The organism is Streptococcus sp. SS4, assembly GCF_030440125.1.
GTDB lineage: Bacteria > Bacillota > Bacilli > Lactobacillales > Streptococcaceae > Streptococcus.
The window spans coordinates 132,701-156,261 of sequence record NZ_JAQFJM010000003.1 but is presented as its reverse complement, the minus strand read 5'-3'; the positions used below and the strand labels follow the sequence as shown (position 1 = coordinate 156,261).

The 23,561-nt window shown below is 39.9% G+C and carries 24 protein-coding genes; 3 read left to right on the top strand and 21 right to left on the bottom strand.

Annotation, left to right across the window (positions count from 1 at the left end; genetic code table 11):
• Positions 1–66: 66 nt before the first annotated feature.
• The 6 genes from dnaI to PCY16_RS04000 all read right to left on the bottom strand — a co-directional run bounded on the left by dnaI (position 67) and on the right by PCY16_RS04000 (position 5,653).
• On the bottom strand, positions 67–969 hold the full coding sequence (gene dnaI / locus PCY16_RS04025; protein WP_073685887.1) for a primosomal protein DnaI: 903 nt from the start codon (positions 967–969) through the stop codon (positions 67–69).
• A gap of 3 nt (positions 970–972) precedes the next feature.
• Complete coding sequence (locus PCY16_RS04020; RefSeq protein ID WP_195413381.1) at positions 973–2,148, bottom strand: DnaD domain protein; 1,176 nt, start codon at positions 2,146–2,148, stop codon at positions 973–975.
• A complete protein-coding gene (gene nrdR / locus PCY16_RS04015; RefSeq protein WP_002883820.1) occupies positions 2,145–2,624 on the bottom strand; it encodes a transcriptional regulator NrdR in 480 nt (159 codons plus the stop codon). The genes PCY16_RS04020 and nrdR overlap by 4 nt, the downstream gene beginning before the upstream one ends.
• Positions 2,625–2,745: 121 nt before the next feature.
• A complete protein-coding gene (locus tag PCY16_RS04010) occupies positions 2,746–4,275 on the bottom strand; it encodes a HAMP domain-containing histidine kinase (protein WP_118189659.1) in 1,530 nt (509 codons plus the stop codon).
• Positions 4,272–4,961, bottom strand: a complete 690-nt coding sequence (locus PCY16_RS04005) for a response regulator transcription factor (protein WP_002883757.1) — start codon at positions 4,959–4,961, stop codon at positions 4,272–4,274. The genes PCY16_RS04010 and PCY16_RS04005 overlap by 4 nt, the downstream gene beginning before the upstream one ends.
• Positions 4,962–5,116: 155 nt before the next feature.
• Positions 5,117–5,653 carry a YceD family protein gene (locus PCY16_RS04000; protein ID WP_195413380.1) on the bottom strand — a complete coding sequence of 179 codons (537 nt, stop codon included), beginning with the start codon at positions 5,651–5,653 and terminating at the stop codon, positions 5,117–5,119.
• 298 nt (positions 5,654–5,951) lie between these two features.
• Here PCY16_RS04000 and rsmG point away from each other — a divergent pair, with 298 nt between their 5' ends.
• The 3 genes from rsmG to PCY16_RS03985 all read left to right on the top strand — a co-directional run bounded on the left by rsmG (position 5,952) and on the right by PCY16_RS03985 (position 8,809).
• Positions 5,952–6,665, top strand: coding sequence for a 16S rRNA (guanine(527)-N(7))-methyltransferase RsmG (gene rsmG, locus PCY16_RS03995; protein WP_195413379.1), 714 nt, complete (start codon positions 5,952–5,954; stop codon positions 6,663–6,665).
• Between the two features lie 68 nt (positions 6,666–6,733).
• Positions 6,734–8,098 carry a TrkH family potassium uptake protein gene (locus PCY16_RS03990; protein ID WP_195413378.1) on the top strand — a complete coding sequence of 455 codons (1,365 nt, stop codon included), beginning with the start codon at positions 6,734–6,736 and terminating at the stop codon, positions 8,096–8,098.
• A 39-nt stretch (positions 8,099–8,137) separates the two neighbouring features.
• A complete protein-coding gene (locus tag PCY16_RS03985; protein ID WP_002889958.1) occupies positions 8,138–8,809 on the top strand; it encodes a TrkA family potassium uptake protein in 672 nt (223 codons plus the stop codon).
• An 88-nt stretch (positions 8,810–8,897) separates the two neighbouring features.
• Here PCY16_RS03985 and PCY16_RS03980 read toward each other — a convergent pair whose 3' ends face one another.
• The 15 genes from PCY16_RS03980 to ureG form a co-directional block, all read right to left on the bottom strand.
• Positions 8,898–9,728 carry an energy-coupling factor transporter transmembrane protein EcfT gene (locus tag PCY16_RS03980; protein WP_037599013.1) on the bottom strand — a complete coding sequence of 277 codons (831 nt, stop codon included), beginning with the start codon at positions 9,726–9,728 and terminating at the stop codon, positions 8,898–8,900.
• Positions 9,728–11,398 (bottom strand): ABC transporter ATP-binding protein, encoded by a 1,671-nt coding sequence (locus tag PCY16_RS03975; RefSeq protein WP_195413377.1) that lies wholly within the window; start codon positions 11,396–11,398, stop codon positions 9,728–9,730. Before PCY16_RS03975 ends, PCY16_RS03980 begins: the two co-directional genes overlap by 1 nt.
• A gap of 65 nt (positions 11,399–11,463) precedes the next feature.
• Positions 11,464–12,009 (bottom strand): ECF-type riboflavin transporter substrate-binding protein, encoded by a 546-nt coding sequence (locus PCY16_RS03970; protein ID WP_002889953.1) that lies wholly within the window; start codon positions 12,007–12,009, stop codon positions 11,464–11,466.
• A 9-nt stretch (positions 12,010–12,018) separates the two neighbouring features.
• Positions 12,019–12,867, bottom strand: coding sequence for an S-adenosyl-l-methionine hydroxide adenosyltransferase family protein (locus PCY16_RS03965; protein WP_002889951.1), 849 nt, complete (start codon positions 12,865–12,867; stop codon positions 12,019–12,021).
• A gap of 150 nt (positions 12,868–13,017) precedes the next feature.
• Entirely contained in the window at positions 13,018–14,226 is a 1,209-nt protein-coding gene (gene sstT, locus PCY16_RS03960) for a serine/threonine transporter SstT (protein ID WP_195413376.1), read from the bottom strand.
• 122 nt (positions 14,227–14,348) lie between these two features.
• On the bottom strand, positions 14,349–15,041 hold the full coding sequence (locus PCY16_RS03955) for a methionine ABC transporter permease (RefSeq protein ID WP_002883771.1): 693 nt from the start codon (positions 15,039–15,041) through the stop codon (positions 14,349–14,351).
• Positions 15,041–16,108 (bottom strand): methionine ABC transporter ATP-binding protein, encoded by a 1,068-nt coding sequence (locus tag PCY16_RS03950; RefSeq protein ID WP_195413375.1) that lies wholly within the window; start codon positions 16,106–16,108, stop codon positions 15,041–15,043. The genes PCY16_RS03955 and PCY16_RS03950 overlap by 1 nt, the downstream gene beginning before the upstream one ends.
• Positions 16,101–17,474 (bottom strand): M20/M25/M40 family metallo-hydrolase, encoded by a 1,374-nt coding sequence (locus PCY16_RS03945; protein WP_301353891.1) that lies wholly within the window; start codon positions 17,472–17,474, stop codon positions 16,101–16,103. The genes PCY16_RS03950 and PCY16_RS03945 overlap by 8 nt, the downstream gene beginning before the upstream one ends.
• Before the next feature lie 60 nt (positions 17,475–17,534).
• Positions 17,535–18,437, bottom strand: a complete 903-nt coding sequence (locus PCY16_RS03940) for a MetQ/NlpA family ABC transporter substrate-binding protein (RefSeq protein ID WP_013990049.1) — start codon at positions 18,435–18,437, stop codon at positions 17,535–17,537.
• A 159-nt stretch (positions 18,438–18,596) separates the two neighbouring features.
• A complete protein-coding gene (locus PCY16_RS03935; RefSeq protein WP_301353889.1) occupies positions 18,597–19,445 on the bottom strand; it encodes an amino acid ABC transporter substrate-binding protein in 849 nt (282 codons plus the stop codon).
• A 165-nt stretch (positions 19,446–19,610) separates the two neighbouring features.
• Complete coding sequence (locus tag PCY16_RS03930) at positions 19,611–20,327, bottom strand: energy-coupling factor ABC transporter ATP-binding protein (protein ID WP_070575895.1); 717 nt, start codon at positions 20,325–20,327, stop codon at positions 19,611–19,613.
• A 1-nt stretch (position 20,328) separates the two neighbouring features.
• Positions 20,329–21,108 carry an energy-coupling factor transporter transmembrane component T gene (locus tag PCY16_RS03925; RefSeq protein WP_301353887.1) on the bottom strand — a complete coding sequence of 260 codons (780 nt, stop codon included), beginning with the start codon at positions 21,106–21,108 and terminating at the stop codon, positions 20,329–20,331.
• Positions 21,105–22,082 carry a cobalt transporter CbiM gene (cbiM, locus tag PCY16_RS03920; RefSeq protein WP_013990045.1) on the bottom strand — a complete coding sequence of 326 codons (978 nt, stop codon included), beginning with the start codon at positions 22,080–22,082 and terminating at the stop codon, positions 21,105–21,107. Before cbiM ends, PCY16_RS03925 begins: the two co-directional genes overlap by 4 nt.
• Positions 22,083–22,085: 3 nt before the next feature.
• Positions 22,086–22,925, bottom strand: coding sequence for an urease accessory protein UreD (locus tag PCY16_RS03915; RefSeq protein WP_195413373.1), 840 nt, complete (start codon positions 22,923–22,925; stop codon positions 22,086–22,088).
• Position 22,926: 1 nt separating this feature from the next.
• Positions 22,927–23,541, bottom strand: a complete 615-nt coding sequence (ureG, locus tag PCY16_RS03910) for an urease accessory protein UreG (RefSeq protein ID WP_002889928.1) — start codon at positions 23,539–23,541, stop codon at positions 22,927–22,929.
• Between the last annotated feature and the right edge of the window lie 20 nt (positions 23,542–23,561).

The window sequence follows — 23,561 nt, the reverse complement described above, 5'->3', positions numbered from 1 at the left end:
ATTTAGCAGTCTCACTTCCACCAAGGGAAGCAAACTCTCTTATTCTTTATCATTATGAGATTCAACTTAGCGGCGATTAACACCCTTCAAGTGAACCTCTTTAGCAAGAAAACGAATACGCTCCATCACACGTTTGGCCTGCCAAGTCTCGTCTCCTTGACGTCCATTGGATAGCTTAGCTTCTAAATCCGCAAAACTATAGTTAGACGTAAAGAAAGTAGGCAGCTCTTCAATCATACGATGCTGGAGGATGACTTGCAAAACATCATCCCTAATCCAAGAAGAGAATTGCTCTGCACCAATATCATCTAGAACCAAAACTTCTGCTTGTTTGACAGCGTCTATTTGTTCCTTGACAGAACCGTCCTTAATTCCATTTTTAACATCAATGGTAAAAGATGGGTAATGAATAATGGTCGTCGCAACCTTCTTGGTTTCGGAAAGTTCATGAGCCATAGCAGCCAACATGAAGGATTTTCCAACCCCCATGTCTCCGTAGATGTAGAGGCCTTTCTGGTCTGGACTAGGGTAATTCGCCACAAAATCCACGAGACTCTCAAAGGTATCCACACGTGCCACATCATCTAGAGCAATATCCGCAAAGGTAATCTTACGATAAGACTGAGGCAGACTCACCAAATTAATCCGTTTAGCGATAGCCTGTTGTTCTTGTTGCTCTTTGAGCTGACGCGTCTCCTTATAGGTCACATCAGCGTAGCCTTCATTCATGGTCAGAATCGGCTCATACCCTTTGGCAATATAGGAGGTATCACCTTCTTTGACCTTACGGCATTCCACCAGGAATTGATTAAACTTAGGAAGACTACGTTTAATTTCATCCTGGCTTAGGCTATGCTCTTGAATAAAGCTAGCCACTCTTGGATCCGCCAAAATTTGCTTCGTTAAATCTGTTGCATTGCCAGACCCATGATGCCCTGTTCGGTTTAGGGTTTGTCCAACTCTTTCCATAGGCTACTCCTTTCCTTTTTCTAGTTTTGCCAAAGCCCGACGTCTAATTTCATCCAACTTAGCCTGATCAGCCTGACTGGTTTGATTATCATAATCTGGATTACTCCAGCTCGGTACATTTGTTTTCTTCTTAGAATCAGCTTTTGCTTGTTGTGATTTCTTGTCGTAACCACTACGCAAAGCTAAAAGCCCTTGTTCGGCAGTGAGGATGTTCTTAAAGTCAAAGTCGTTAGCAAGTTTAGAGATATACTCTCGATTCACATTCGTCGAACGTGTCCGTCCCAAACTGTAGGCAACCATGAGGTTAATGACCTCATCCATAAAGCCTCTTTGTGCCAAATCCGTGAGAATCTGCTTCTCAGAATTAGTAACAGTCCCGCTTGGACCTTTGGCACCTTGTAAGTAATCTATAGGCTTTTCGGACCTAACCGCTTTAAGAATTTTTTCTTCAGTCTCCGTCAAAGCAGAGTCACCACCTAATGTTTGAGCTTGTGCCTGCTCTAATTGCACCTGCATACGCTTGACAATAATCTGGTGGTTGACGGCTGTCTTTTTAGCTAAGAGATAGGTATCATACCAATTCATGCCATGAGTCTCAGACAATTTATATATTTCTGGCACATCTGTCTTTTCATCTGTAAATACAAGCCCATCAGCCTGCATACGATTCCTAAAACTAGTTAAATCAAATGAATTTTTAGGCTTGATTTCAGACACAGACTTTTGAGCCAAACGCTCATCGGTAAAGACATCCGAAAAACGTTTAGATAAATCTTGCAATCCTTGGAGACCTGCCGGTTTCAAAGCGTCTACTGCTGGTTCACTAATCTTTTGCTCGAGAAGTGAACTATAAACGGCATGTTTTAGAAACTGCTCAATTGTTAAGGGAGACTTAAGCTCTATCACATAAAACCCTTGAGGTGACTGGTAAAAGGCCAAGAGATCTACTGCTGTCAGAACCGCCAGTGCTTCTTGAAGGGGCTGCATTCCAAAGTTAAGGTGATTCAGAATAGCCGCAAACTTATGGCGGCGATTACCATTGTCATAAAAAGCCACGAAATACTGGTAGAGAGCGTATCCCTCACTCCCAATAATGGGATAATAGCAACGCATTAAACTTGCCTGATCGGGAACGATTACCTGATTACCAACATAGACAAATTCTTCAATAGGTCTCATTTTTTAGACTCTTTTTTCGCACGTACAGTCTTGGTGATTTCTTGAAGCAACTCTTCAATCTCATCAACATCTTTGAAAGAACGGTAGACACTAGCAAAACGTACATAAGTAATTTCATCAAGGTCAGCGAGTTCTTTCATCACTAAATTCCCAATGACATCACTATCAACCTCTCCATCATGGTTACGGCGAATATTTTGCTCAATACGGGTGATGGCATTTTCGATATCCTCACTAGAAACCGGACGCTTCTGAGCACTCATCAAGATACCATTGAAAATCTTATCGCGAGAGAATTGTTCACGAGTACCGTCTTTTTTGACAACCAAAAGTGGAACTTCTTCCACTCGCTCAAAAGTTGTAAAACGAGCATGACAAGAATCACACTCACGACGACGACGAATGGTATTCCCATCCTCTGCCTGACGGCTATCGATAACACTAGATTTATTATGTTGACATTTTGGACAACGCATGCACTTCACCACCAATCTTTGAAATTCGGTACTCTATTTTACCATAAAAACACATAAAAAGCACGCCCTAAACGAGGCGTGCTCACGACCAAGAATCACTCTAAGACTCTTATAAATTGATTTAAAGCTCAAGTTGAGGTGTCGTCGTTTCTCCATCCGCAAATGGAATGTAAAGGTCGAAACGTGTTCCAACACCAAGTTCAGAACTAACATTAATACGGCAGCGATAAGCTTCCACAATTTGGTAAAGGATTGACAAACCAATACCAACACCAGATTGCGTTGTCGTACGATTACGTGCCTTATCTGAACGATAGAAACGTTCAAAGATATGCTCAATATCTTCTTTAGAAATCCCTTCACCATTATCTTGTACTTGTACCAACATTTCATCTTCCAGAGCCTTAATTGTAACCTGGATTTCCTTGTTAACAGGAGAATACTTGACCGCATTATCAATCAAAATAGTAATCGCCTGTTCAAAGTGTTGGCTGTAAATCTGTGCTGGACGCTCTGAGCTCTCAAAATCATTGAGATAGAATTGGTAATCTTCATGCAAGACACGGAAGTTACCAATAACCGTACGGATTGAAGAATTCAAATCACACGTATCATTTCTATGATTTTCAAATGATCCTTTGACACGGATAGAATCCAACATATCATTAATCATAATCGTCATACGGTTGGCCTCGTGACTTGCAGCCTCAAGACTCTCCTCAAGAATCTCAGGGTCATTTTTACCCCAACGTTGCAAGAGGTCCATATGGCCCTTGATAACCGCAATCGGCGTACGTAATTCATGACTGACGTCACTCAAGAAACGCATCTGCATCTGATTATTTTCTTGGATTTTATCCATCATACGGTTAAAGTTAACCGCCAAATCACCAATTTCATCGTGACTTTCAATCTTAGAACGAAGTTCCAAATCACTTGGCGAATCGGTGATAACTCCCATCGTTTCGTGCAACTGTCTCATCGGACGAAGAATAGATGTCAAGACAACCACAGTTGCTGCGATAACTAGGACCGTCATCCCCACTTCTAGGAAAATCAATAAGAAAATCAAACGCTCTTTCAGAGCATAGTAGAATTCCAAATCATGGAAAATCTGGGCATAACCAACGATGGTCTTTTTATCCTTACCGTAAATTGGAACTTGTAGTAAGAAACCACGCTTTCCTTTATAGGACACTGACTTCAGTTTGTTTACTTCAGACATGCCTGGAGGAGAGTCTGTGTTTTCCTCAGAAGTAAAGATAAACGTTCCCTTTTTGTCATAAACAAAAACAGATTGGTTAGAAAATAATTTATTAGAAATTGCAACTTGACCATCCAAAGAGTGCTTTTCAGAAAGCACACCATTAATGATTGATGCATAGATATTTTTAGGCGAATAAAGGGCCGCTAAAAGCGGTTCTGGACTCAACTCTTCATCAGAATCCCAGTCCTTTTCGATATAAGTAACAACTTTCGAAATTGTGTTATTTACATTTTGACGTTCACGTTGCAAAAGAAGCGTATTGGCCGAGAAAACAACAACCAGAGTGAACATCGACAATACAAGAAAGAAGACCACAGCAGTTGTCATGGTCAACTTTTTTCTAATGGTTACTTTACCAAATAATTTATCTTGTAATTTACTCATTTTTCACGGATAACGTAACCCATTCCTCGCACTGTTTGAATGTATGATTCCTTACCTGGAACATCGATTTTTCCACGCAAGTAACGAATATAAACATCTACAACGTTTGTTTCGATTGCGTCATCATATTTCCAAACTTGAAGCAAGAGTTCCTCACGGGTCATCACTTGGTTCATATTGCTCAAAAGTGTGTTCAACAAATCAAACTCACGTTTTGTCAATGGAATTGCTTCATCACCACGAACAACTGTACGATTTTGAACATCCAATTTCAAATCACGATAAGTTGACGCTTTAGCTGGTGCATTCTTAGCAGCTTCGATATCTTGGCGACGGAAGGTTGCACGAATACGTGCCAATAGTTCTTCAATCGCAAAAGGTTTTACAATATAGTCATCAGCACCACGGTCCAAACCAGCAACAATGTCCATGATTGAATCGCGGGCTGTCATCATCATAATATAAGTATCTTTTTCTTGTTGGAGACGACGTGTTACTTCAAAACCGTCCATCTCAGGCAACATAAGGTCCAAGAGAATAAGATCGAAATCTTTCTCGAGTGCCATTTCAAGTCCTTCACGTCCGTTGTCTGCTGTCACAACGTCGTATCCTTCGTGTTGAAGTTCAAGAGAGACAAAACGAGCAAGGTTTTTCTCATCTTCAACAATCAAAATGCGTTTGCTCATAATAAGTATTTACCACTTTCTTAAAATTTTTTGACTTCTATTTCCCTTAAAAAGTCTGTAGATTTACCCTATAAATAAATCCGAAAATTAACTTCTAATGATATAATAATACAGATTTTTAAAATTGTCAAACATTTTTAGTTTATTTTTTTGAATTAATTTTCGTCAAATAGACCGTTCAATTGGGCAAAGGGATTACTTGCCTCTTTTTTCTCCTGTTGAAGTGCGGCAAAATCCTCTTCTGACAAGACTTCCCAGTCATTACCTGAGAGCGAAATTTGTCCTGATTCTTCCTCAGGTGTTAATACTCTCAAAGGAATATTAAGAAGAATATTATCTAGAATACTCTCATCAAGATTAATGGTATCCCCATCCAAGATAAGAACTAGATTTTCTTCGACTAATTCCTTTTGAAGAGCTGCATCTGCCTCTTGTATAAAGGTTTCTGAAACCGGATAGTTAAAGCTAAGTGTCACAGGTTCAAGTGAACGGCTAGATGGCAAGGTAATATCATAGCTAAGTTGATAGTCCAAAAGGTACAAGCCATTATCATAGGCTACCTTACCACTTGCTTGAATCTTTTCAAGATTTAAAACTTGATCATAGCGTTCTTTAATAGACTCCAACAAAGAAGGTGCTTCGGTAAAGGCGAGCCCCTCTGGAGACTTTCTAACTTCTGAAAGATAAATCATTCTTAATCCTCAAATTAAATTTCCCCATAGGGATCTATTTTCAATCCACAAGACCATAATCCCCTACATTCACTTTTCATTAGAGAGCATGATTATGATTTTAGACTTAATTAGTATTATATCAAATTTTTAAGAAAAAATAACACCTTTAATATTACATATTTCTTAAACTTAGAACTTTTTTCAAAGCTAATGAGAAACTTACTCAGACCCAGTTTCCATCTGTCCTATAGAGTTAGATGAAAGCTCTTAATTATGGTAAAATAAGAGCATTGAAACTAGATAAAAGGAATATATAATGACACCTGAAGATTTTTACAAGGCTTTGAAAGAACTGGGGTTCGATCTCAGCCAAAAACAAAAAGACCAATTCCAACGCTACTTTGAGCTTTTGGTAGAATGGAACGAAAAGATCAACCTTACTGCAATCACAGAAAGAGACGAGGTCTACCTCAAACATTTCTACGATTCCCTAGCTCCTGTGCTTCAAGGGCATATTAAAAATCAAAGTATTCGACTTCTGGATATCGGAGCTGGAGCTGGATTTCCAAGTCTCCCTATGAAAATCCTTTGCCCTGAGCTTGATGTGACTATCATCGACTCTCTTAATAAACGCATCAATTTCCTCAATCTCTTGGCTGATGAACTTGAGCTCAGCGATGTTCACTTCTATCATGGACGTGCAGAGGATTTTGGACAAGACAAGGCCTTCCGTGCTCAGTTTGATATTGTTACTGCCCGTGCCGTCGCACGCATGCAGGTTCTCTCAGAATTGACTATTCCTTTCTTGAAGGTTGGTGGACAACTTATTGCACTTAAAGCTGTAGCAGCTGATGAAGAGTTAGCCGATGCTAAAAATGCCTTGAACTCGCTTTTTGCCAAGCCTATTCTCAACGAGAACTACAGACTACCAAATGGGGATGGACGTAATGTCACTATTGTCGATAAGAAAAAAGAAACCCCAAATAAGTACCCACGTCGTGCTGGAATTCCTAACAAGAAGCCGCTATAACGTTTATCCAAGGAGGTGTCTTACTCCTTGGATTATTATTTACTCTTTTGATAACTTGGAGGTTTTCATTGATCAATCGTCTTTCTGTCACGCAGAAGCTGGTGCTCAGCTTTGTCTTTGTCATTATAGTGGGGAGTATTTTACTTAGCCTTCCCATAAGCCACTATGTTAATAGTCCAGAAACAAGCTACCTGGATCATCTCTTCAATACTGTGTCAATGGTCTGTGTAACTGGACTTTCTGTTGTCCCGGTCAGTAAGGCTTACAATGGTCTCGGTCAAATTTTCTCTATGCTTCTCATGCAGACGGGAGGACTTGGGCTCGTCTCTCTTATAGCCTTTAGCACCTATACCCTGAAAAATAAATTAGGACTGAGTGATCAAGATCTCCTTCAATCCGCACTTAGCAGGGATAACCAAAAAGATTTGAAAGCTTATCTTTTTAAGGTCTATAAAATTACTTTTTCTATTGAAGCTTTGGCAGCACTTGTGATCATGACTGATTTCGTTCCTCGTTTTGGACTTGGTCACGGCATTTTTAATAGTCTCTTTCTAGCTGTCTCTGCCTTTTGTAATGCTGGATTTGACAACTTAGGTTCTAACAGTTTACAGGATTATGCAACCAATCCAACCATTAACCTTGCTGTAGCTTTTCTCATTATGTCTGGAAGTTTGGGATTTGCAGTTTGGATTGATTTGATTCAACTAATAAGACGCTATATGACAGATCGTCCTAGGAACTGGAAATTAGCTTGTAGGCCTTTCAGCAATCAAAGCCGTCTTGTTCTTATAAGTACAGGCTGTCTCCTCTTAGGAGGAACACTACTTGCTTGGTTACTGGAAATGGATAACTCTAAGACAATCGGTACTCTCAATGTCTGGCAGCAACTTCTGGTAAGTTTCTTTCAGACTGTAACCATGCGTACCGCTGGTTTTGCGACTATTTCCTACACCAATGCTGATTTTTCTACAAATCTTCTTTTTATGATTCAGATGATTATTGGGGGTGGTCCTGGAGGAACTGCCGGTGGTATCAAGGTAACCACCGCCTCCATTATGTTTCTTCTTTTCAAGTCGGAGCTCTCTGGTAACTCTAGTGTTGTTTTCCGAAATCGTATTATATCTAATAAGACTGTTTTACAAGCATTCACAGTTATACTCTTTTTCCTAACAATGCTCTTTGTCGGCTATGTTATTTTACTGGAGACTAATCCTACGCTATCGCCCCTAGGCCTACTTTTTGAGAGTGTGTCAGCCATTGCTACTGTTGGTGTTTCAATGGATTTGACCCCTAATCTAAATACTCTAGGACGACTCGTTATCATATCTCTGATGTTCATTGGCCGTGTTGGACCTATCACTGTTCTCTTGAGCTTGATGACCAAAAAAGAAAAGCATGTCTCTTATGCCCCAACTGATATTTCAGTTGGCTAAACAATTTTATTCATTGACAATATTCTGAAAGGATTTTCTATGAAAACACAAATTATTGGGGTCCTCGGTTTGGGAATCTTTGGACAAACCATTGCAACCGAACTCTCCTCTTTTGGACAAGATGTTATTGCCTTAGATAATAACTCTACAACAATTGATTCCCTTGCTGATCAGGTGACTAAGGCCGCTGTTGGTGACATTACTGACATTGACTTTCTACGTTCTGCTGGTATTGATACTTGCGATACGGTCATTATTGCAACTGGAGAACACTTAGAATCTTCTGCACTGGCGCTCCTGCAATGTAAAAAACTTGGCATTACAAATATTATTGCTAAAGCTATGAATAACAATTATGAGGAAGTCCTTTACGGAATGGGGGCCAACTGGGTCATCACTCCTGAGCGTAGCACAGCAAAAGAATTGGCTTCAAACATCCTCCGTTATAACATTTCAAATGTTTTTCATTTAGAGGACGACGTGGCTTTAATTGAACTTAAAATTCCAAAGGAATGGGCTGGAAAGTCTTTGCATACATTAAATCTAAGACAAAATTATAACGTCAACGTTATTGGTTTTAGAGATGAGCAAAATGGCAAGTTAAACACTCACTTTGACCCAATTAAGAAACTACCTGACGAAGGAATCATCCTAGTTGTCGCCGACAATCGGACACTAGAAAAATTTGATTATTTAGGCTATTTGAAATAACAAAAAACGTTCCAATCTCGTTCATCTGGACAAGACGGGAACGTTTTTTTATTATGCTTAATGGCAGATTCTCTCTATGCTAAGAGCATTATCTCCATGGATTATAAAAACGACCATGATTGAAGAAAATTAATCCAATACTAATCCCCAATATAAGGATAGCTGATAGGATGACAAGGTAATCTTGTTTCATCAAAGATTTATGCACATACCATGTACGTTTTTTGTAGCGACCAAATCGTCGTAACTCCATGGCTGTCGATATGGTATCAATTCGTTCGAGAGATGAAAAAATTAGTGGAAGAACAATTTGGAGATTCCCGCGAATGCGTTTGACCAATCCCACCTTTTGCGACAAATCCAAACCACGAGCCTCCTGAGCCTTACGAATCGTAAAGAATTCTTCTTGAACATCTGGAATATAACGCAAGGTTAAACTCACGGAATAGGCAAATTTATAAGGAACCCCAATTTGATTTAGGCTAGCCGCAAACTGACTCGGATGAGTGGTCATAAGAAAAAGAATGGCAAGAGGGACCGTTGAAAAATACTTGAGCAATAGATTTGCAAGGTAAAAAAGCTCCTGACTGGTTAGATAGAAACGCCCCCAGCCTTCAATAATAACTGTCTTAGCCCCATAAATTTCTTCACCATAGCCAGGTGCGAAAAGGTAGACCATAAGTAAATTAAAGAGAGCAATCGATCCAATAATCTTAACAACGAAAGAAATATCTCGCCAACGAATCTTGGCCAAATAAAAGAGATAAATAGAAAGTAAGCCTACTGCTAGAATAAAACGTGGGTCATAGGTTGCCATACAAGCAACTGAAACCAAGATAAAGAAAAGCATCTTACTTGCCCCAGACAAATCATAGAGGAAACCTTGACCTGACTGATAACCAATTAAACGATTAGACATTAGGGCCTCCTTTTTTCGATATAATACTGGGTTACTTCTACTGGATCACTTGACAATTTCTGACCCAAAGTATAAAGAGATGTCTGCTTGAGATTAGCTGACTCAAGTAAATCCTTCTGATTAAGAATTGTAACAGGATTATCGTCTGCAATGATTTTCCCCTCAACCACAACGAGACAACGATCACTATATTCCAACATGAGCTGCATGTCATGGGTAATCATCACAATGGTATGGCCTTGCTTCTGAAGACTGTCCAAGAAATTCATGATATCTGTGTAAGTCTTGTAATCTTGACCAGCTGTTGGCTCATCCAAGATAATGATTTCAGGTTTCAAGACCAAGATAGACGCAATGGTCACACGCTTTTTCTGACCAAAGGAAAGCGCAGAAATGGGCCATTTACGAAAACTATAGAGACCACAAGTCTTCAGGACCTCATGAACACGCTCTTCAACCTCAGTTTCTTCAATCCCTCGCAAGCGTAAACCAAGAGCCACTTCATCAAAAATCATAGTTTGGCTAATCATCTGATTAGGATTTTGCAAAACAAAGCCTATACGCTCTGAACGCTCGGCGATGCTATCCTGACTGATATCCTGACCCTTGTAAGTTAATTTCCCTTGACTAGGGACAAAACCGCATAGAGCTTTGGCAAGCGTCGACTTTCCAGCTCCATTTTTACCGACAATCGCTAGTCGCTCACCTTTTTTCAAGCTAAAAGACATATCCTCTATAATCGCTGGATTATCCCCATAGGAAACGCTAAGCCCCTCAACCTTCAAAATAGAATCACTTGAACTGTCTCTTTTATCTTTCAAAACTCTATCTGGCAGAACAAGGCCAGATAAGTCTAAAGCATCCAATTGACTAAGATTTTGTGCATCTCTTATGTCAAATCCCAACTGACGTAAAACCGTCACATATAGAGGTTCGCGAATCCCATTTTCCAGTAAGAGAGTACTTGATAAAAGCTCATCTGGGCTACCGTTAAAGAGGAGGGTGCCATCATTGACCAGTAAAATCCGGTCAACAGGACGATAAAGAACATCTTCTAGGCGATGCTCAATAATAATTGTTGTAGCTCCCACCTCTTTGTGGATTTTATCAATGAGGTCAATGGTTTCCTGTCCTGATTTAGGATCTAAATTTGCTAGAGGCTCATCAAATAAAAGAATAGGACTCTCATCAATCAAGACTCCAGCCAAACTAACTCGTTGTTTTTGGCCACCTGATAAGTCTTGAGGGCGGTGATTCAAAAGAGAAGTCAAGTCTAGACATTCAGCCCAGAGAGCTACCTTATCCTTCATCTCACTTTGATTAGCACAATCATTTTCCAAGGCAAAAGCCAAATCCTCGGCTACTGTTAAGCCAATAAACTGACCATCTGGATCTTGCAATACCGTAGATACTAACTGTGACTTATCATAGATAGATTGCTTGAAAATATTCTTTCCATCTATCCTTACCTGGCCTTGTGCCTGGCCTTTATGGATATTAGGTATGATACCATTGAGACACTGAGCCAGGGTCGACTTTCCGCTACCAGAAGGGCCTAAAATGAGCACTTTCTCGCCTTTGACAATATCAAAGCTGATATCTTTAAGCGTCGCTTCTGCTTGCGCATCATATTGAAATGTAAACTGATTAAAACTAATGTATTTATCCATGTTTCTACTAAAAAAGAGAGGAGGAATCAAAGCAAACTGACAGTCCCACTCTCCTATGATTCATGCTAGTCTTTGGTAAGACTACCAGATTGTGTACGTGAGCCAGCATAGATTGCAAGAAGGAGGGTTCCTCCGATTGCAATTGTAATAAAGTTAGCTACGCCAGCTACAAAACTTTGTGCATAAAGATATGACCAGGCTTGTGCGAATTGGAGTCTATCACCAATAGGGGTAACGATACCATAGGCAATAAGGAGGGCCAATGCTTGTGCTAGGTTAAACCAAATCATACTCATCAAAGAAAACTTGCCAGTTGTCACATCATATTTTTTGTTGAATAGACCAATTACAAGACCTGTAATGGCACTTGCAAACACCCAAGCCCATGAGATATTTCCGTATTGAATACCATCTTTAAGCGCATGCCCAATAAAGCCCATAAAGAAACCTGTAATAGGCCCAAAAATCACTGAGAATAGGGCTTGAACAGCATACTGAAGTTGGATGCTGGTATTCCCAAAAATAGGAATATTAACAAACATACCAATGATAATAAAGAGTGCTGCACCAATACCTGTCGCAACTACTGTACGAATTGAATTATTTTTCATAATCTTACTTTAATCTCCTAAACGTTTAATTTCAATGTGCCAGTTAGACCCCACACCAACATTATAGGCCTTGGCAAAAGACCCCTGGTTTATGGCTAAGCCAACACGATAGAGGGAATTGATATAAATAATTGGCTGACCGATACGAACATCCGCAAAAGATTTCCCATAGGTAACTTGATTTTGGTAGACCAACATATCATTGTTAAAGATGGTCACCTCGAATCGATCACCAAAGTTTGGTTCCAAGGCATAAAAGTCATCACGTGTGATAGAGGTCCAAAGAGAGCCGAAACGGACGTCCAAAATATCAATTGCACCACGAACCAAATTATCCTCTATGATGGTTTCAACCACTGGAAGCTCTAGAATTTTGTCCACAGGTAACTCAGGACCTACTTCTTCAAAACTGATATGACCAGAAGCTAATTTGGCACCTGTATAGGCATAAACATCACGACCATGGAAGGTATAAGACAGCTCCGTATTACTACGACGATTCTCAACTTCTGAAATTTCACGGACAGCAACGATACCGACATCCTTCTTGATATAAGAAAGTGTTCCGTTATCTGGTGTGACGATATATTGCCCCGTCTTTGTTAAGGCAACCACACTTTTACGTGATGAGCCTACACCCGGATCAACTACCGAAACAAAGGTTGTTCCCTTTGGCCAGTACTCGACAGTCTGAAACAGACGATAGGAAGCTTCAAAAGTGTTGTAGGGTGTAATATCATGTGTAAGGTGATGAACTCCCAAACTTGGTTCTTCTTGAAGAGCCACACCAATCATGGCCGAAACAGCACCGTCAACCAAACCAAAGTCTGATTGAAGCACCAATAAATTATTAGTCATAAATGTTTCACCTTTTCTCTTTGAACGGTTTATTTTACCATATTTTATGGGCTTTTTAAAGATGATAGATTCTTGAGCTAGCTATAGTCTTTGACTATGTTTTCTCCAAAATCAAAAAGCCAGCCAGATAGGCCGACCTTATACAATTACCTATACTTTCTTCCAACGGCTCTTTTCTGCTACTGCTGTAAAAAGTACGTCTGTTGAAGAGTTAAGGGCTGTTTCACAAGAGTCTTGGATGACACCTACGATAAAGCCAACACCAACAACTTGCATGGCCAAATCATTTGAGATACCAAAGAGGCTACATGCTACTGGCACTAATAGAAGGGATCCTCCAGCAATACCTGAGGCACCACAGGCAGAAATAGCTGAAACCACACTAAGAATGAGTGCTGTCGCAAAATCAACCTGAATTCCCAAAGTCGTTACTGCAGCAAGAGTTAAGACATTGATTGTCACGGCTGCCCCAGCCATATTAATAGTTGACCCCAAAGGAATAGAAACTGAATAGGTATCAGGATTTAAACCAAGATCTTTACAAAGCTGAAGGTTAACAGGAATATTAGCTGCTGACGAGCGAGTAAAGAAGGCTGTAATCCCAGAGTCTTTCAAACAACGGAAAACCAGTGGGAAAGGATTTTTGCCCATCATCACAAAAGCAATGATAGGATTAACAACCAAGGCAACAAAGGCCATTGTTCCCACTAAAACAAGGATTAGGACACCATAATCCGCCAAAACACCAACACCATTCTCAGAAATAGTATTAAAGACAAGACCAAGGATACCAAATGGTGCCAAGTTAATAATCCAACGAACGATTTGTGAAGTCACTTCTGCCAAGGTATGTAGCAAATCTTTCGTGTGAGTGCTAGCTGTTCGCATGGCGAAACCAAAGACAACCGCCCATACTAAAACACCAATGTAGTTGGCTTGAGCCAAGGCATTGACAGGGTTATCCACCATCTTAAGCAACAAACCTTTAAAGACTTCTCCCACACCTTGAGGTGCCGTCGCTTTAGTCGCTGCCGCTGCTCCCAACTTCAGAGAAATTGGAAAAATATAGTGAGAAATAACAGCCGTCAATGCTGCCGCAAAGGTCCCAAAGAGATAAAGAACAATAACTGTCTTCATGTTGCTTTGTTGCCCTTCTCGCGTTTGAGAAAGGGCATTGGCAACCAAGGCAAAGACCAGGAGTGGAGCAATTGCCTTCAAGCCACCAACAAACATATCCCCTAAGAGACCAATAACCGTAAACTTAGGAACAAGCAAACCAAGTACAGCACCAATTACCACACCAATGGCAATACGCTTGATTAGACTGGTCCTATTCCAAGTTGAAATAAATCGTTTCATAACTCATTAACTCCTTTTTATGGTTAGCTCAACCATAAAGTATTCGATAGCTTCCATACTATGATAAATATCTGAAATCGTCAAGACATGAGAAAAGCCTGTGGCAAACAGGCTTTCAAATCCTATTTATGACTCAATTTACGGGTCAAGAAATCACCCAAGAATTGGATAAGGAAAATCAAAATCAAAATCAAGAAAGTTGCCAAAATGGTAACTGAGGTACTAGAACGGTTATATCCATAGTAGATAGCGATGTAACCAAGACCACCGGCACCGATAGCACCGGCCATGGCAGTTTCACCCACAAGGGAAATCAGAGTTACGGTTGATACACGAACCAATTCTGGGAGCCCTTCACCAAGGTAAACTTTAATCGTATCCCAAAGTGTTGCACCACTAGCTTGTGCTGCTTCAATAACGCCACGGTCAAGATCTGCAAGTACCACCTGTACTTGACGTGCAAAGAATGGGAAAGTCGCAGCTGACAATGGAACCAAGGCCGCTGTCATACCAAGGTTAGTCCCCACGATAAAGTAAGTGAAGCCTTTCAAAATTGCCAAGAGGATGATGAAAGGAATGGCACGGAAGATTGAAGTGATTTTATCCAAGATTTGGAAAACAAATTTATTTTCAATGACTCCACGAGGACCTGTCAATACCAAGAAGAGCCCCATAACAAGACCAAGAAGCCCCCCAATGATGAAGGAAATAACCGTCATATAGAGAGTCGCATAGATGGCGTCTGGCCAAGAGTTAACCCCCTGCATACCAATACGATAAATATCTGGAAAGTTTTGTTGAATCCAATCTGCCATTATTGGGCTCCTTTCTTAAGTACTTGCAAGCTGACACCTGCATTTTCAATCGCTTTTTGGGCAGCAAGAACCTTATCTGCCTCACCATCCAATACAACGACCAATTCACCAACAGGTGTATCACCTAGAATCTCAACGTTACCGTAAAGGATGTTACTTGAAACTCCGTAATCTTTGAAAATTTCAGTCAAGAGTGGCTCATCTGTTGAAGAACCAGCATATTTTAGTTGAACGAGAAGGGCTGAGCTTGGTAAGTTTTTCACTAAGGGTTGTGCATTAATCTTAGTCAAGGCATCTTCAATCCCTGCAGCAGTTTCAATAAATTCTTGTGTCAAATCTTCTTGTGGATTTGAGAAGATATCAAGAACACTGCCCTCTTCCAAAAGTTGACCATTTTGCATAACAGCCACACGGTTACAAATGTCTTTAACAATTTGCATTTCGTGGGTGATCATAACCACTGTCAAACCAAGCTTTTTATTCAAATCCTGCAAAAGCGAAAGAATCTGCTTAGTTGTTTTTGGGTCAAGAGCTGAGGTAGACTCATCTGAAATCAAGATTTCAGGATCATTAGCCAAGGCACGGGCAATCGCTACACGTTGTTTTTGACCACCTGACAACTGTGCAGGATAGTTTTCGGCACGATCAGCCAAATCAACCAATTCCAAAAGACCACGAATTTTTTTGTCTTTCTCTTCATTGCTTAGTTTAGAATGACGAAGAGCAAAAGCTACATTTTCATAAGCCGTCTTTTGAGCCATAAGGTTAAAGTGTTGGAAAATCATCCCAATCGTTTGACGTTTCTGGCGCAATTCTTTTGTCGACAATTGGACCTTACCATCTGCAAAAGTCACATCTTTACCGATAGTGATTTTACCAGCTGTAGGCACTTGCAAAAGATTGATCGCACGCACAAGGGTAGATTTACCAGCCCCTGAATAACCAACAATTCCGTAAATATCACCTTTCTCAATCTGGATAGACACATCCTTAACCGCTTGAATAGTGCGGCGTTTCTGCGTAAAGGTGATATCAATATTTTTCAAATCAATAATGACATTACTCATAACTTGCAATTAACTCCTTAATTAGTTCAATGTGGGTGTAGTAATCTGCTAGACTAACATTTTCATCCCCACCATGGTCACGACTGTTAGCATTCCCTATACCAAAGGCTGCCATAGGAACACCCAAAGCCTGATGAATCATATGCATAGGCCCCGTACCTGCTGCTGTTGGAAGGACAGCGACACCTTCTTCATAAAAGCCTTTTGCTAACTCAATAACATTGACAATAGCTGGATCAGACATATCACTTCGATAACTTTCTTCACCAAGAGTGAAGGTTACCTTGATACGGTCAAATCCTTCTTTTTTGAGGTGAGCCTTAATACACTCCAAAACGTACTCAGGTGTCAAGCCAGGGACCAAACGCATCTCCATCTTAGCTCTGGCTTGAGCTGGTAAGATGGTCTTAACCCCTTGCCCCTGATAACCTGTTGAAATTCCCTCAATAGAAAGAGCAGGCTCAAAATAGTAAGTTTTTAAGAACGCTCGGCGGTCACTTTCTAAAATGGGTAGTTTTAAGCCGTAAATCCTACGAAGACTGTCTGCATTTTCAATAGCATAAGTTTCGATAAGATTCATCTCTCGTTCGTTTGGTTGGACAATCTTTTCATAGATGCCGTCGATAAGGATACGTCCCTGATCATCTCTCATGCTTGAGATAGCATTGAGCAAGTACCATGACGCAGATTCAATCACTGCACCAAATTTAGAGTGGATATCAACATCAGCACTCTCGACAGACAAGTCAAAGGTAATAATCCCCTTGTTGCCACCTGTGATTTCCAATTGACCTTTACTATTTCGGTTCCCTTGCTCCCAAACCAATAGGTCTGCTGGAAGAAGATCATCTCGGTATTTTTCTAAATATTTTTCAAGGTCTGTTGATGCAGATTCTTCAGCACCTTCCATCATAAACGTAATATTTACAGGAAGATCACCAACTTCTCGAATATATTTCCGAAGGGCTGTCAGACGAGCTGTAATATGCCCCTTATCATCATCGACACCACGACCATACATATATCCCTTTCGAACAGTCAGACGGAAAGGTTCATCGGTCCATGGCTGATCATTGTCCGCAGGAACAGTGTCATAGTGTTGATAGAAAATAATTGTTTTCGCATCTGGATTTGGACTCTTGAATTTCGCCAAGACAAAAGGTGCCGTATGGGTCTCGTCAATTATCACCTCTGCGCCAACACCAGAGAAAATCTCACCAAGGTAAGCAGCTACATCATAGAGACCAATATTTTGAGCAAAAATAGATTTTTTAGAAATCAAAGTCCGCAAAACTTCAAAATAGTGCTGAGCAATTTCATCGTTACGAAATTTTCGTAACTGCTCTTCTTCACTTGAAAATGCCATCAAATCATCTCCTTCATACACGACAAAACGGCGTGCTCTCACACGCCCTCTGTCCTTAGCTTATTTCTTTGAATTAGCTTTCAATTGATCTTGTGTTGGGGCACCTTTCCATGCTGGAAGGTCAACCTTGTTAGATGCATCATAGATGATTTGCGCTACTTCATCATTTTGGTAGGCTTTAATCAAAGTCTTGATAGCATCAGCTTTATTTGATTTTTCCCAATCTTTATTAGCTGCAATGATATTGACCCAATCTTTTAAATCTTGGCTTGGATCTTCTTGGAAGAGAGTTGTGTCATAGTCAACGTTTTGTTGTTGTGCGTATGAGTTGTTAACAACTGCTGCATCTACTGATGAAAGAGTTTGGGCAGCTTGTTCAGCTGCGATTTCTTTAATATCCAATTTCTTTGGATTTTCAGAAATGTTCTTGATAGTTGCCAATTCACCATCTTTAACATCCAACTTAATCAAACCAGCTGTTTGAAGAAGTGTCAAAGCACGGCTTTCGTTTGTACCATCATTAGGTACTGAGATAGTAGCTCCATCTGGAAGCTCTTTAACATCCTTATACTTAGCTTTACCGTTTTCAGTTCCTGAGAAAAGGTGGATTGGGCTAAGAAGTGTGTCAGCTGCTGCAACAACATCACCCTTATTTTCTTTGTTCCAGTTGTTCAAGAAATAAATGTGTTGGAAAGCATTAACGTCGATTTCACCATTTTTAAGGGCTTCATTTGGTTGGTTGTAGTCTGTGAACTCTTTCAACTCGATAGTAACACCCTTGTCTTTAGCCAATTCTTTGACTTTATCCCACAATGGCTCAGTAGTGTCATCCAAAGTCATGACACCAACTGTCAATGTTTTATCATCTTTAGCTGATTTGTTACCGCCAGCACCACAAGCAGCCAAAGCTACTGTTGAAGCGACTGCCAATCCTGTAATTCCAAGAATTTTTTTAAGTTTCATAACGAACTCCCTTTAATTGTTTTAAGTGTAAAATTATTATCCCATAGGATAAGAATTGTAGCAAATTGTTTATAATTGTATATCTCTATAGTTTTTAACTATAACATGTCCTAGATTTTAATTATATGAAAAAGCTGAGATTCATTCCCAGCTCCTTTCTTATTTTTTGCTTGGAACTTTCAAAGCGTCTTTAGTTGGAATATAATCTTTGTTTCCAAGGTATTTTTCAGCCAACTTAGCCAAAGTACCATCTTTTTGGAGTTCTTCCAAACGTTTGTTTACAAATTTTTGAAGGTCTTTTTGGTTATCTGCGAACAAGAAGTAGATGTATGGTTGTTGATCAGATTTAAGCTCAATCGTCTTCAAGTTGCTCAATTTATTGTTTTTGATGATTGCATTAACAGTTGGTGCATCAAAGATCTTGAAGTCATACTTACCTTCATTCAAACTTGTCAACATTTGTGTAATATTTTCATTTGTGTAGTTAAGTTCAACTGGCTTGTCTGAATGTTTCTCATTAAACTCTGTCAATTGAGTAGCTGTCGATGTTCCTTGAACAACCTGCGTTGAGTGTCCAGCAATATCATCATATTTCTTAATATTACTATCTTTTGGAACAGTCAAAACAGCTGGTGTGGTACCAATTGGATATGAGAAGAGATATTTTTGGTCACGTTCTTCTGAATAAGAGATATTGTTCCCAGCCATTTGGTATTTAGCTGAGTCAAGACCTGTGAAGACTGAAGACCATTCTGTTTTTTGAAATTTCACTTCATATTTGTCAGAGTCTTTGAAGACTGCTTTGGCCACTTCCACATCGTAACCAGTCAATTCACCGTTTTCTTCATATGAGAACGGTGCTGTTGTCCCAACAGTGGCAAAGTTAATTGTTTCTTTAGCACCTGAAGATTTAGATGCTTCTTTTAATGATTTAGATGAACATGCAGCAAGCAAAGCTACTGAAGCAATGGCTACACCCGTAATTCCAAGAATTTTTTTAAGTTTCATAATACTCTCCTTTGAGATTGATTGTTATTATTGTAACAGAATTCACTAAGCTTAACTAATACTTAAACATAATCAAGGTGATAAGAAAATACTATCACCTAAAAATATCAATTGTTTGACAAAGAAAAAAGTAGGAAACCTAGAACGATTTCCTACTTATCCTTATTAATAATGTGACAAACGCTCAACTACTTGCTGGTTACTGAGCACTTCCTGGGCAGGAAAGAAATCAGCTTTGCCATCTTCGAAAAGAAGAACATCAGCCTTTTCATGATGAAGGTGCTTGAAGTGGTGAGCAGACATGATAATAGTTTTTCCAGCTGAATGAAGGTCATGTAGAAGTTCCCTAAAAAATTCTTCATATTCTTTAGAAAGATTATTGAAGGGTTCATCAAGAATATACACATCTGGATTAGTTACCATGATACTGGCAAAAGCCACTTTCTTCTTTTCTCCACCAGACAGTTGATAGGGAACGCGATCTCTTAAATCGTCAATTTTAAGCAGGGATAGCGTGTCTTGAACGCGCTGTGAGACTTCTTCTTCGGTTAGACCTAGCTGGCGAGGACCAAAAGCAATCTCATCATAGACAGTACTATTAAATAACTGACTATCCACATCCTGAAAGAGGATTCCGAGGCGACTATAAAAATCTCGTTTTTGACGTTTGTCCTTCAGCCATTCTTTGAGGTCCTTCCCTAAGAAAAGAATGCGACCAGATTCTTCCTGCTTGAAGCCAGTTAATAAACTGATAAGACTTGATTTCCCAGTCCCATTTTCCCCCATCAACATCACATATTGTCCTTGTCTAATCTCCAAATCAAGACCAGTAAAGACCTTTTTTTGTTCATAGGCACAGGCCACTTGTTTCAATTGAAACATCTCATCCTCCTAACAGAATCTGTCCTAAAATCATTGCTACTAGACCTATCAAGGCCAGCCAGTCCTTCCATGTGAATGACTGTGATGACTTGACATACTCACCAACAAAGCAACGTGCTTCCATGGCTTGAGTCAGTTCCTCACCATAGCGTATAGCTTTAAGGTATAAAATTCCCCAGATATTACTTCCAATCCGGAAACGATGGTTGCCGCCAAAGCTTCGTGCTTCAATCCCTTTGAGCAAATCCATTAATTGTTTTCCAAAGACATCAATATATTTTATGGTGATATCTAACTGGAGCAGAACAAGATCAGGAAAATGCAACCCTTTTAATGCCACTAGCATCTCACTTATTGTACTTGTCTCTGAATAATAAGCAATGGCTACGGCAATCAAAGGAAGTCTAAAAAGAAAGAGCGATTGACCTCCGCTAAGTAAGAGATGCGGTAGATAAAGAACTAGTGGGAAAATCAACAACACTACAGTTTTTTTCAAAGTTCTTACTAAAACCGAATGCGGTAAAAAAGCCACGCCAGCTCCTAAAAACAAGGCTACAATCCACAAAACTGTGAGATTTCGGCTAATTCCCACTGAAACCAGTAAGAAAAAGAGAAGTAAAACCTTAGCTGTTGGATGAAAGACTGATGCTACTTTTAAAGGATGCGTTTCAAACTTTTGAAGAAGAGCTTCCAGATGGTGACGATTCCGGATAAGAAAGTTATTTCTACCGACTTTAGTGACTACTGGGCGCTCTTCCGACATCCAATCTGGAAGAATCATTTTTCAACCTTTCTACCGAAAATCAAGCGATAGAGGATGAAGAAAATCAAAACAGCAGAGGCAGCGCTCAGGATATAACCCAAAACTTCTGGAATGCCTGCGATACTATAATCTGGGAAGAGGGCATTGAATGAAAAACCATTCAACATTCCTTTTGGCGCTTGGGCTTCCACATGGTAATGAGACAATTTTTCTACCAACTCTTTGACATCCCATTCTGCAAAAGCTGTTCCCGTCGCCAATAAACCAAGTGGCGTTAGGATAATTAAGGCTAGGATAAAGAGCAATAAAGGACGTAGTTTTTTAGTCGTTATTTCCTGAGTATTATCAATATTCAAACGTTCAATGAATTCTTGAACACCGGCTGTGAAAAATCCTTCTACCAAGCCGATAAGCAGGTGAGTCAAGCCCATTACTGGAAGCGTCACTCTCAAAGGGTATGGATTGTAAAGCGGATTACCACTGCTATCTTTAAAGAGAATCGGTTGAATTCCTAGTAAAACCGCAACAGTCAGGGCCGCAACTACAATTCCAATATAACCTCCAAAAAAGCTAGCAATTATCCTGTTCTTTGTCCACTTATTCAAGAGTTTATAAACAGCATAACCCACAAATGGCATGACAACAGCCATACAAAAGGCATTCGCACCAAAGGCCAAAATCCCACCATCACCAAATAGCAAAGCCTGCATAGCTAGAGCCACACTAACTGCTAAACAGGAGGCCCAAGGTCCTAACAATATAGCAATTAGCACTGCCCCAACAGCATGGGCACTAGTTCCACCTGGGGCTGGAAGATTAAACATCATGATAAGGAAGGACAAGGAAGTCCCGATTCCCAACATAGGAATCGTTTTTTTATCAGTGTCAACCTTTACCTTCACTTCCTTGACAGCCTTATACCAAATAGGCAACATAACTGCCCCCATTGCCGCACAAGTCATAGGGCTTAAGTAATTTTCAGGAATATGCATTTCTTATCTCCTCATATCATTTTTTCTCAAATTCAAAGGGGTTAATCCATGTATTTCTTGTCTAAAATAGTCTGCACAAGAATAAATGACGCGACGATTATCCTCAGCAGTTTTTCCTAAGATACGTAACACCAAACCTGGGATATCTAAGGATGAAATGGCAAAATCAGACTCTAGATTTAGCCCTTCTAAGTGCTTCTGCAAAGCCTTAACAAAAGCCTCGTCAATATTTGGGGACACCATTACCAAGCTATTGTAATTACGCCAGCCTTCAAAATAACCAAGTTTAAACATATCTTGTTTCTGAGGTTCTAAGAGAGTCTGATCGCTATAAACAAGTTCATTATCTTGGTAAATTTGTGTCAAATTACGAAAATAATGGTATTGAAACGGTAAATCCTCATGAGACCAACCTGCCGTTACACCATCTGAATAAATCAAGTGGGCAGACTTATCCATATCAATACGACTTGTTTGGAAATAGCGTGATTTTAAATATGGAATAACTTCATCAGCCATGTACTCCAAATAACTATTTTCTTCAAGTGTGATAGACGTATTCTGTTGTGTCAACTGTCCTTTCTCACACTTGTAAACATAGGTCGGTGTTTGAGTTGTCACCAAGGCATGAGCATCTTTATTAACATCAATGGTCACTTGATACTGCTCACCCTCGACAAAGCCCCCACCCATATTAATTAGGAAATAGTAAGGAACGCCATTGTCATCTGAATTATCTGCCGACACTCGAGAGTTGCCTTCTTGGTATTTCTTGTGGGAAATTGTACGACCACTTCTGTTTGAAAATCCAAGATGGACAAAGCCATCATATGCTTGTGTCATCTTACAAGTCCTCTAGTAGGAAATTCTTACGAATCCATTCTTCTACTTCCTTAACATTGTCATCATTATTCAAATTTGTGAAAATGAAAGAATCTTCGTTACGGAAATGAAGGGTATCTTCACGCATACGGTCTAGGTTGGCTCCAACATAAGGTGCAAGATCAGTCTTATTGATCAAGAACAAATCACTCTTAATCATCCCTTGACCAGCCTTACGTGGGATTTTTTCACCCTGAGCAACGTCAATAATATAAATGGTAAAATCAACCAAATCAGGGCTGAAGGTCGCAGCCAAGTTGTCTCCACCACTTTCAAGGAAAATAACATCCAAATCATGATTAAAGCGCTCTTGAAGAGTTTCAATCGCTTCAAAGTTCATAGAGGCATCCTCACGAATCGCAGTATGAGGACACCCACCAGTTTCTACACCAATGATACGGTCTTCGTCTAAGCTTGAATTTTTAGCCAAGAAAAGGGCATCTTCTTTTGTATAGATATCGTTAGTAATAACTGCTAAATTTAAGTCGGACATACGTCGTGTAAGACGCTCAAGCAAAAGGGTTTTACCTGAACCAACAGGTCCACCAACTCCAATAATTACAGTACGTTTTGTCATTGTTTTTTCCTCTCAACCTT

What these genes read in the sequence shown, in the direction of transcription:
- dnaI (WP_073685887.1), bottom strand. Translation starts at nt 969, where the DNA reads ATGGAAAGAGTTGGACAAACCCTAAACCGAACAGGGCATCATGGGTCT.
- PCY16_RS04020 (WP_195413381.1), bottom strand. Translation starts at nt 2,148, where the DNA reads ATGAGACCTATTGAAGAATTTGTCTATGTTGGTAATCAGGTAATCGTT.
- nrdR (WP_002883820.1), bottom strand. Translation starts at nt 2,624, where the DNA reads ATGCGTTGTCCAAAATGTCAACATAATAAATCTAGTGTTATCGATAGC.
- PCY16_RS04010 (WP_118189659.1), bottom strand. Translation starts at nt 4,275, where the DNA reads ATGAGTAAATTACAAGATAAATTATTTGGTAAAGTAACCATTAGAAAA.
- PCY16_RS04005 (WP_002883757.1), bottom strand. Translation starts at nt 4,961, where the DNA reads ATGAGCAAACGCATTTTGATTGTTGAAGATGAGAAAAACCTTGCTCGT.
- PCY16_RS04000 (WP_195413380.1), bottom strand. Translation starts at nt 5,653, where the DNA reads ATGATTTATCTTTCAGAAGTTAGAAAGTCTCCAGAGGGGCTCGCCTTT.
- rsmG (WP_195413379.1), top strand. Translation starts at nt 5,952, where the DNA reads ATGACACCTGAAGATTTTTACAAGGCTTTGAAAGAACTGGGGTTCGAT.
- PCY16_RS03985 (WP_002889958.1), top strand. Translation starts at nt 8,138, where the DNA reads ATGAAAACACAAATTATTGGGGTCCTCGGTTTGGGAATCTTTGGACAA.
- PCY16_RS03980 (WP_037599013.1), bottom strand. Translation starts at nt 9,728, where the DNA reads ATGTCTAATCGTTTAATTGGTTATCAGTCAGGTCAAGGTTTCCTCTAT.
- PCY16_RS03975 (WP_195413377.1), bottom strand. Translation starts at nt 11,398, where the DNA reads ATGGATAAATACATTAGTTTTAATCAGTTTACATTTCAATATGATGCG.
- PCY16_RS03970 (WP_002889953.1), bottom strand. Translation starts at nt 12,009, where the DNA reads ATGAAAAATAATTCAATTCGTACAGTAGTTGCGACAGGTATTGGTGCA.
- PCY16_RS03965 (WP_002889951.1), bottom strand. Translation starts at nt 12,867, where the DNA reads ATGACTAATAATTTATTGGTGCTTCAATCAGACTTTGGTTTGGTTGAC.
- sstT (WP_195413376.1), bottom strand. Translation starts at nt 14,226, where the DNA reads ATGAAACGATTTATTTCAACTTGGAATAGGACCAGTCTAATCAAGCGT.
- PCY16_RS03955 (WP_002883771.1), bottom strand. Translation starts at nt 15,041, where the DNA reads ATGGCAGATTGGATTCAACAAAACTTTCCAGATATTTATCGTATTGGT.
- PCY16_RS03950 (WP_195413375.1), bottom strand. Translation starts at nt 16,108, where the DNA reads ATGAGTAATGTCATTATTGATTTGAAAAATATTGATATCACCTTTACG.
- PCY16_RS03945 (WP_301353891.1), bottom strand. Translation starts at nt 17,474, where the DNA reads ATGGCATTTTCAAGTGAAGAAGAGCAGTTACGAAAATTTCGTAACGAT.
- PCY16_RS03940 (WP_013990049.1), bottom strand. Translation starts at nt 18,437, where the DNA reads ATGAAACTTAAAAAAATTCTTGGAATTACAGGATTGGCAGTCGCTTCA.
- PCY16_RS03935 (WP_301353889.1), bottom strand. Translation starts at nt 19,445, where the DNA reads ATGAAACTTAAAAAAATTCTTGGAATTACGGGTGTAGCCATTGCTTCA.
- PCY16_RS03930 (WP_070575895.1), bottom strand. Translation starts at nt 20,327, where the DNA reads ATGTTTCAATTGAAACAAGTGGCCTGTGCCTATGAACAAAAAAAGGTC.
- PCY16_RS03925 (WP_301353887.1), bottom strand. Translation starts at nt 21,108, where the DNA reads ATGATTCTTCCAGATTGGATGTCGGAAGAGCGCCCAGTAGTCACTAAA.
- cbiM (WP_013990045.1), bottom strand. Translation starts at nt 22,082, where the DNA reads ATGCATATTCCTGAAAATTACTTAAGCCCTATGACTTGTGCGGCAATG.
- PCY16_RS03915 (WP_195413373.1), bottom strand. Translation starts at nt 22,925, where the DNA reads ATGACACAAGCATATGATGGCTTTGTCCATCTTGGATTTTCAAACAGA.
- ureG (WP_002889928.1), bottom strand. Translation starts at nt 23,541, where the DNA reads ATGACAAAACGTACTGTAATTATTGGAGTTGGTGGACCTGTTGGTTCA.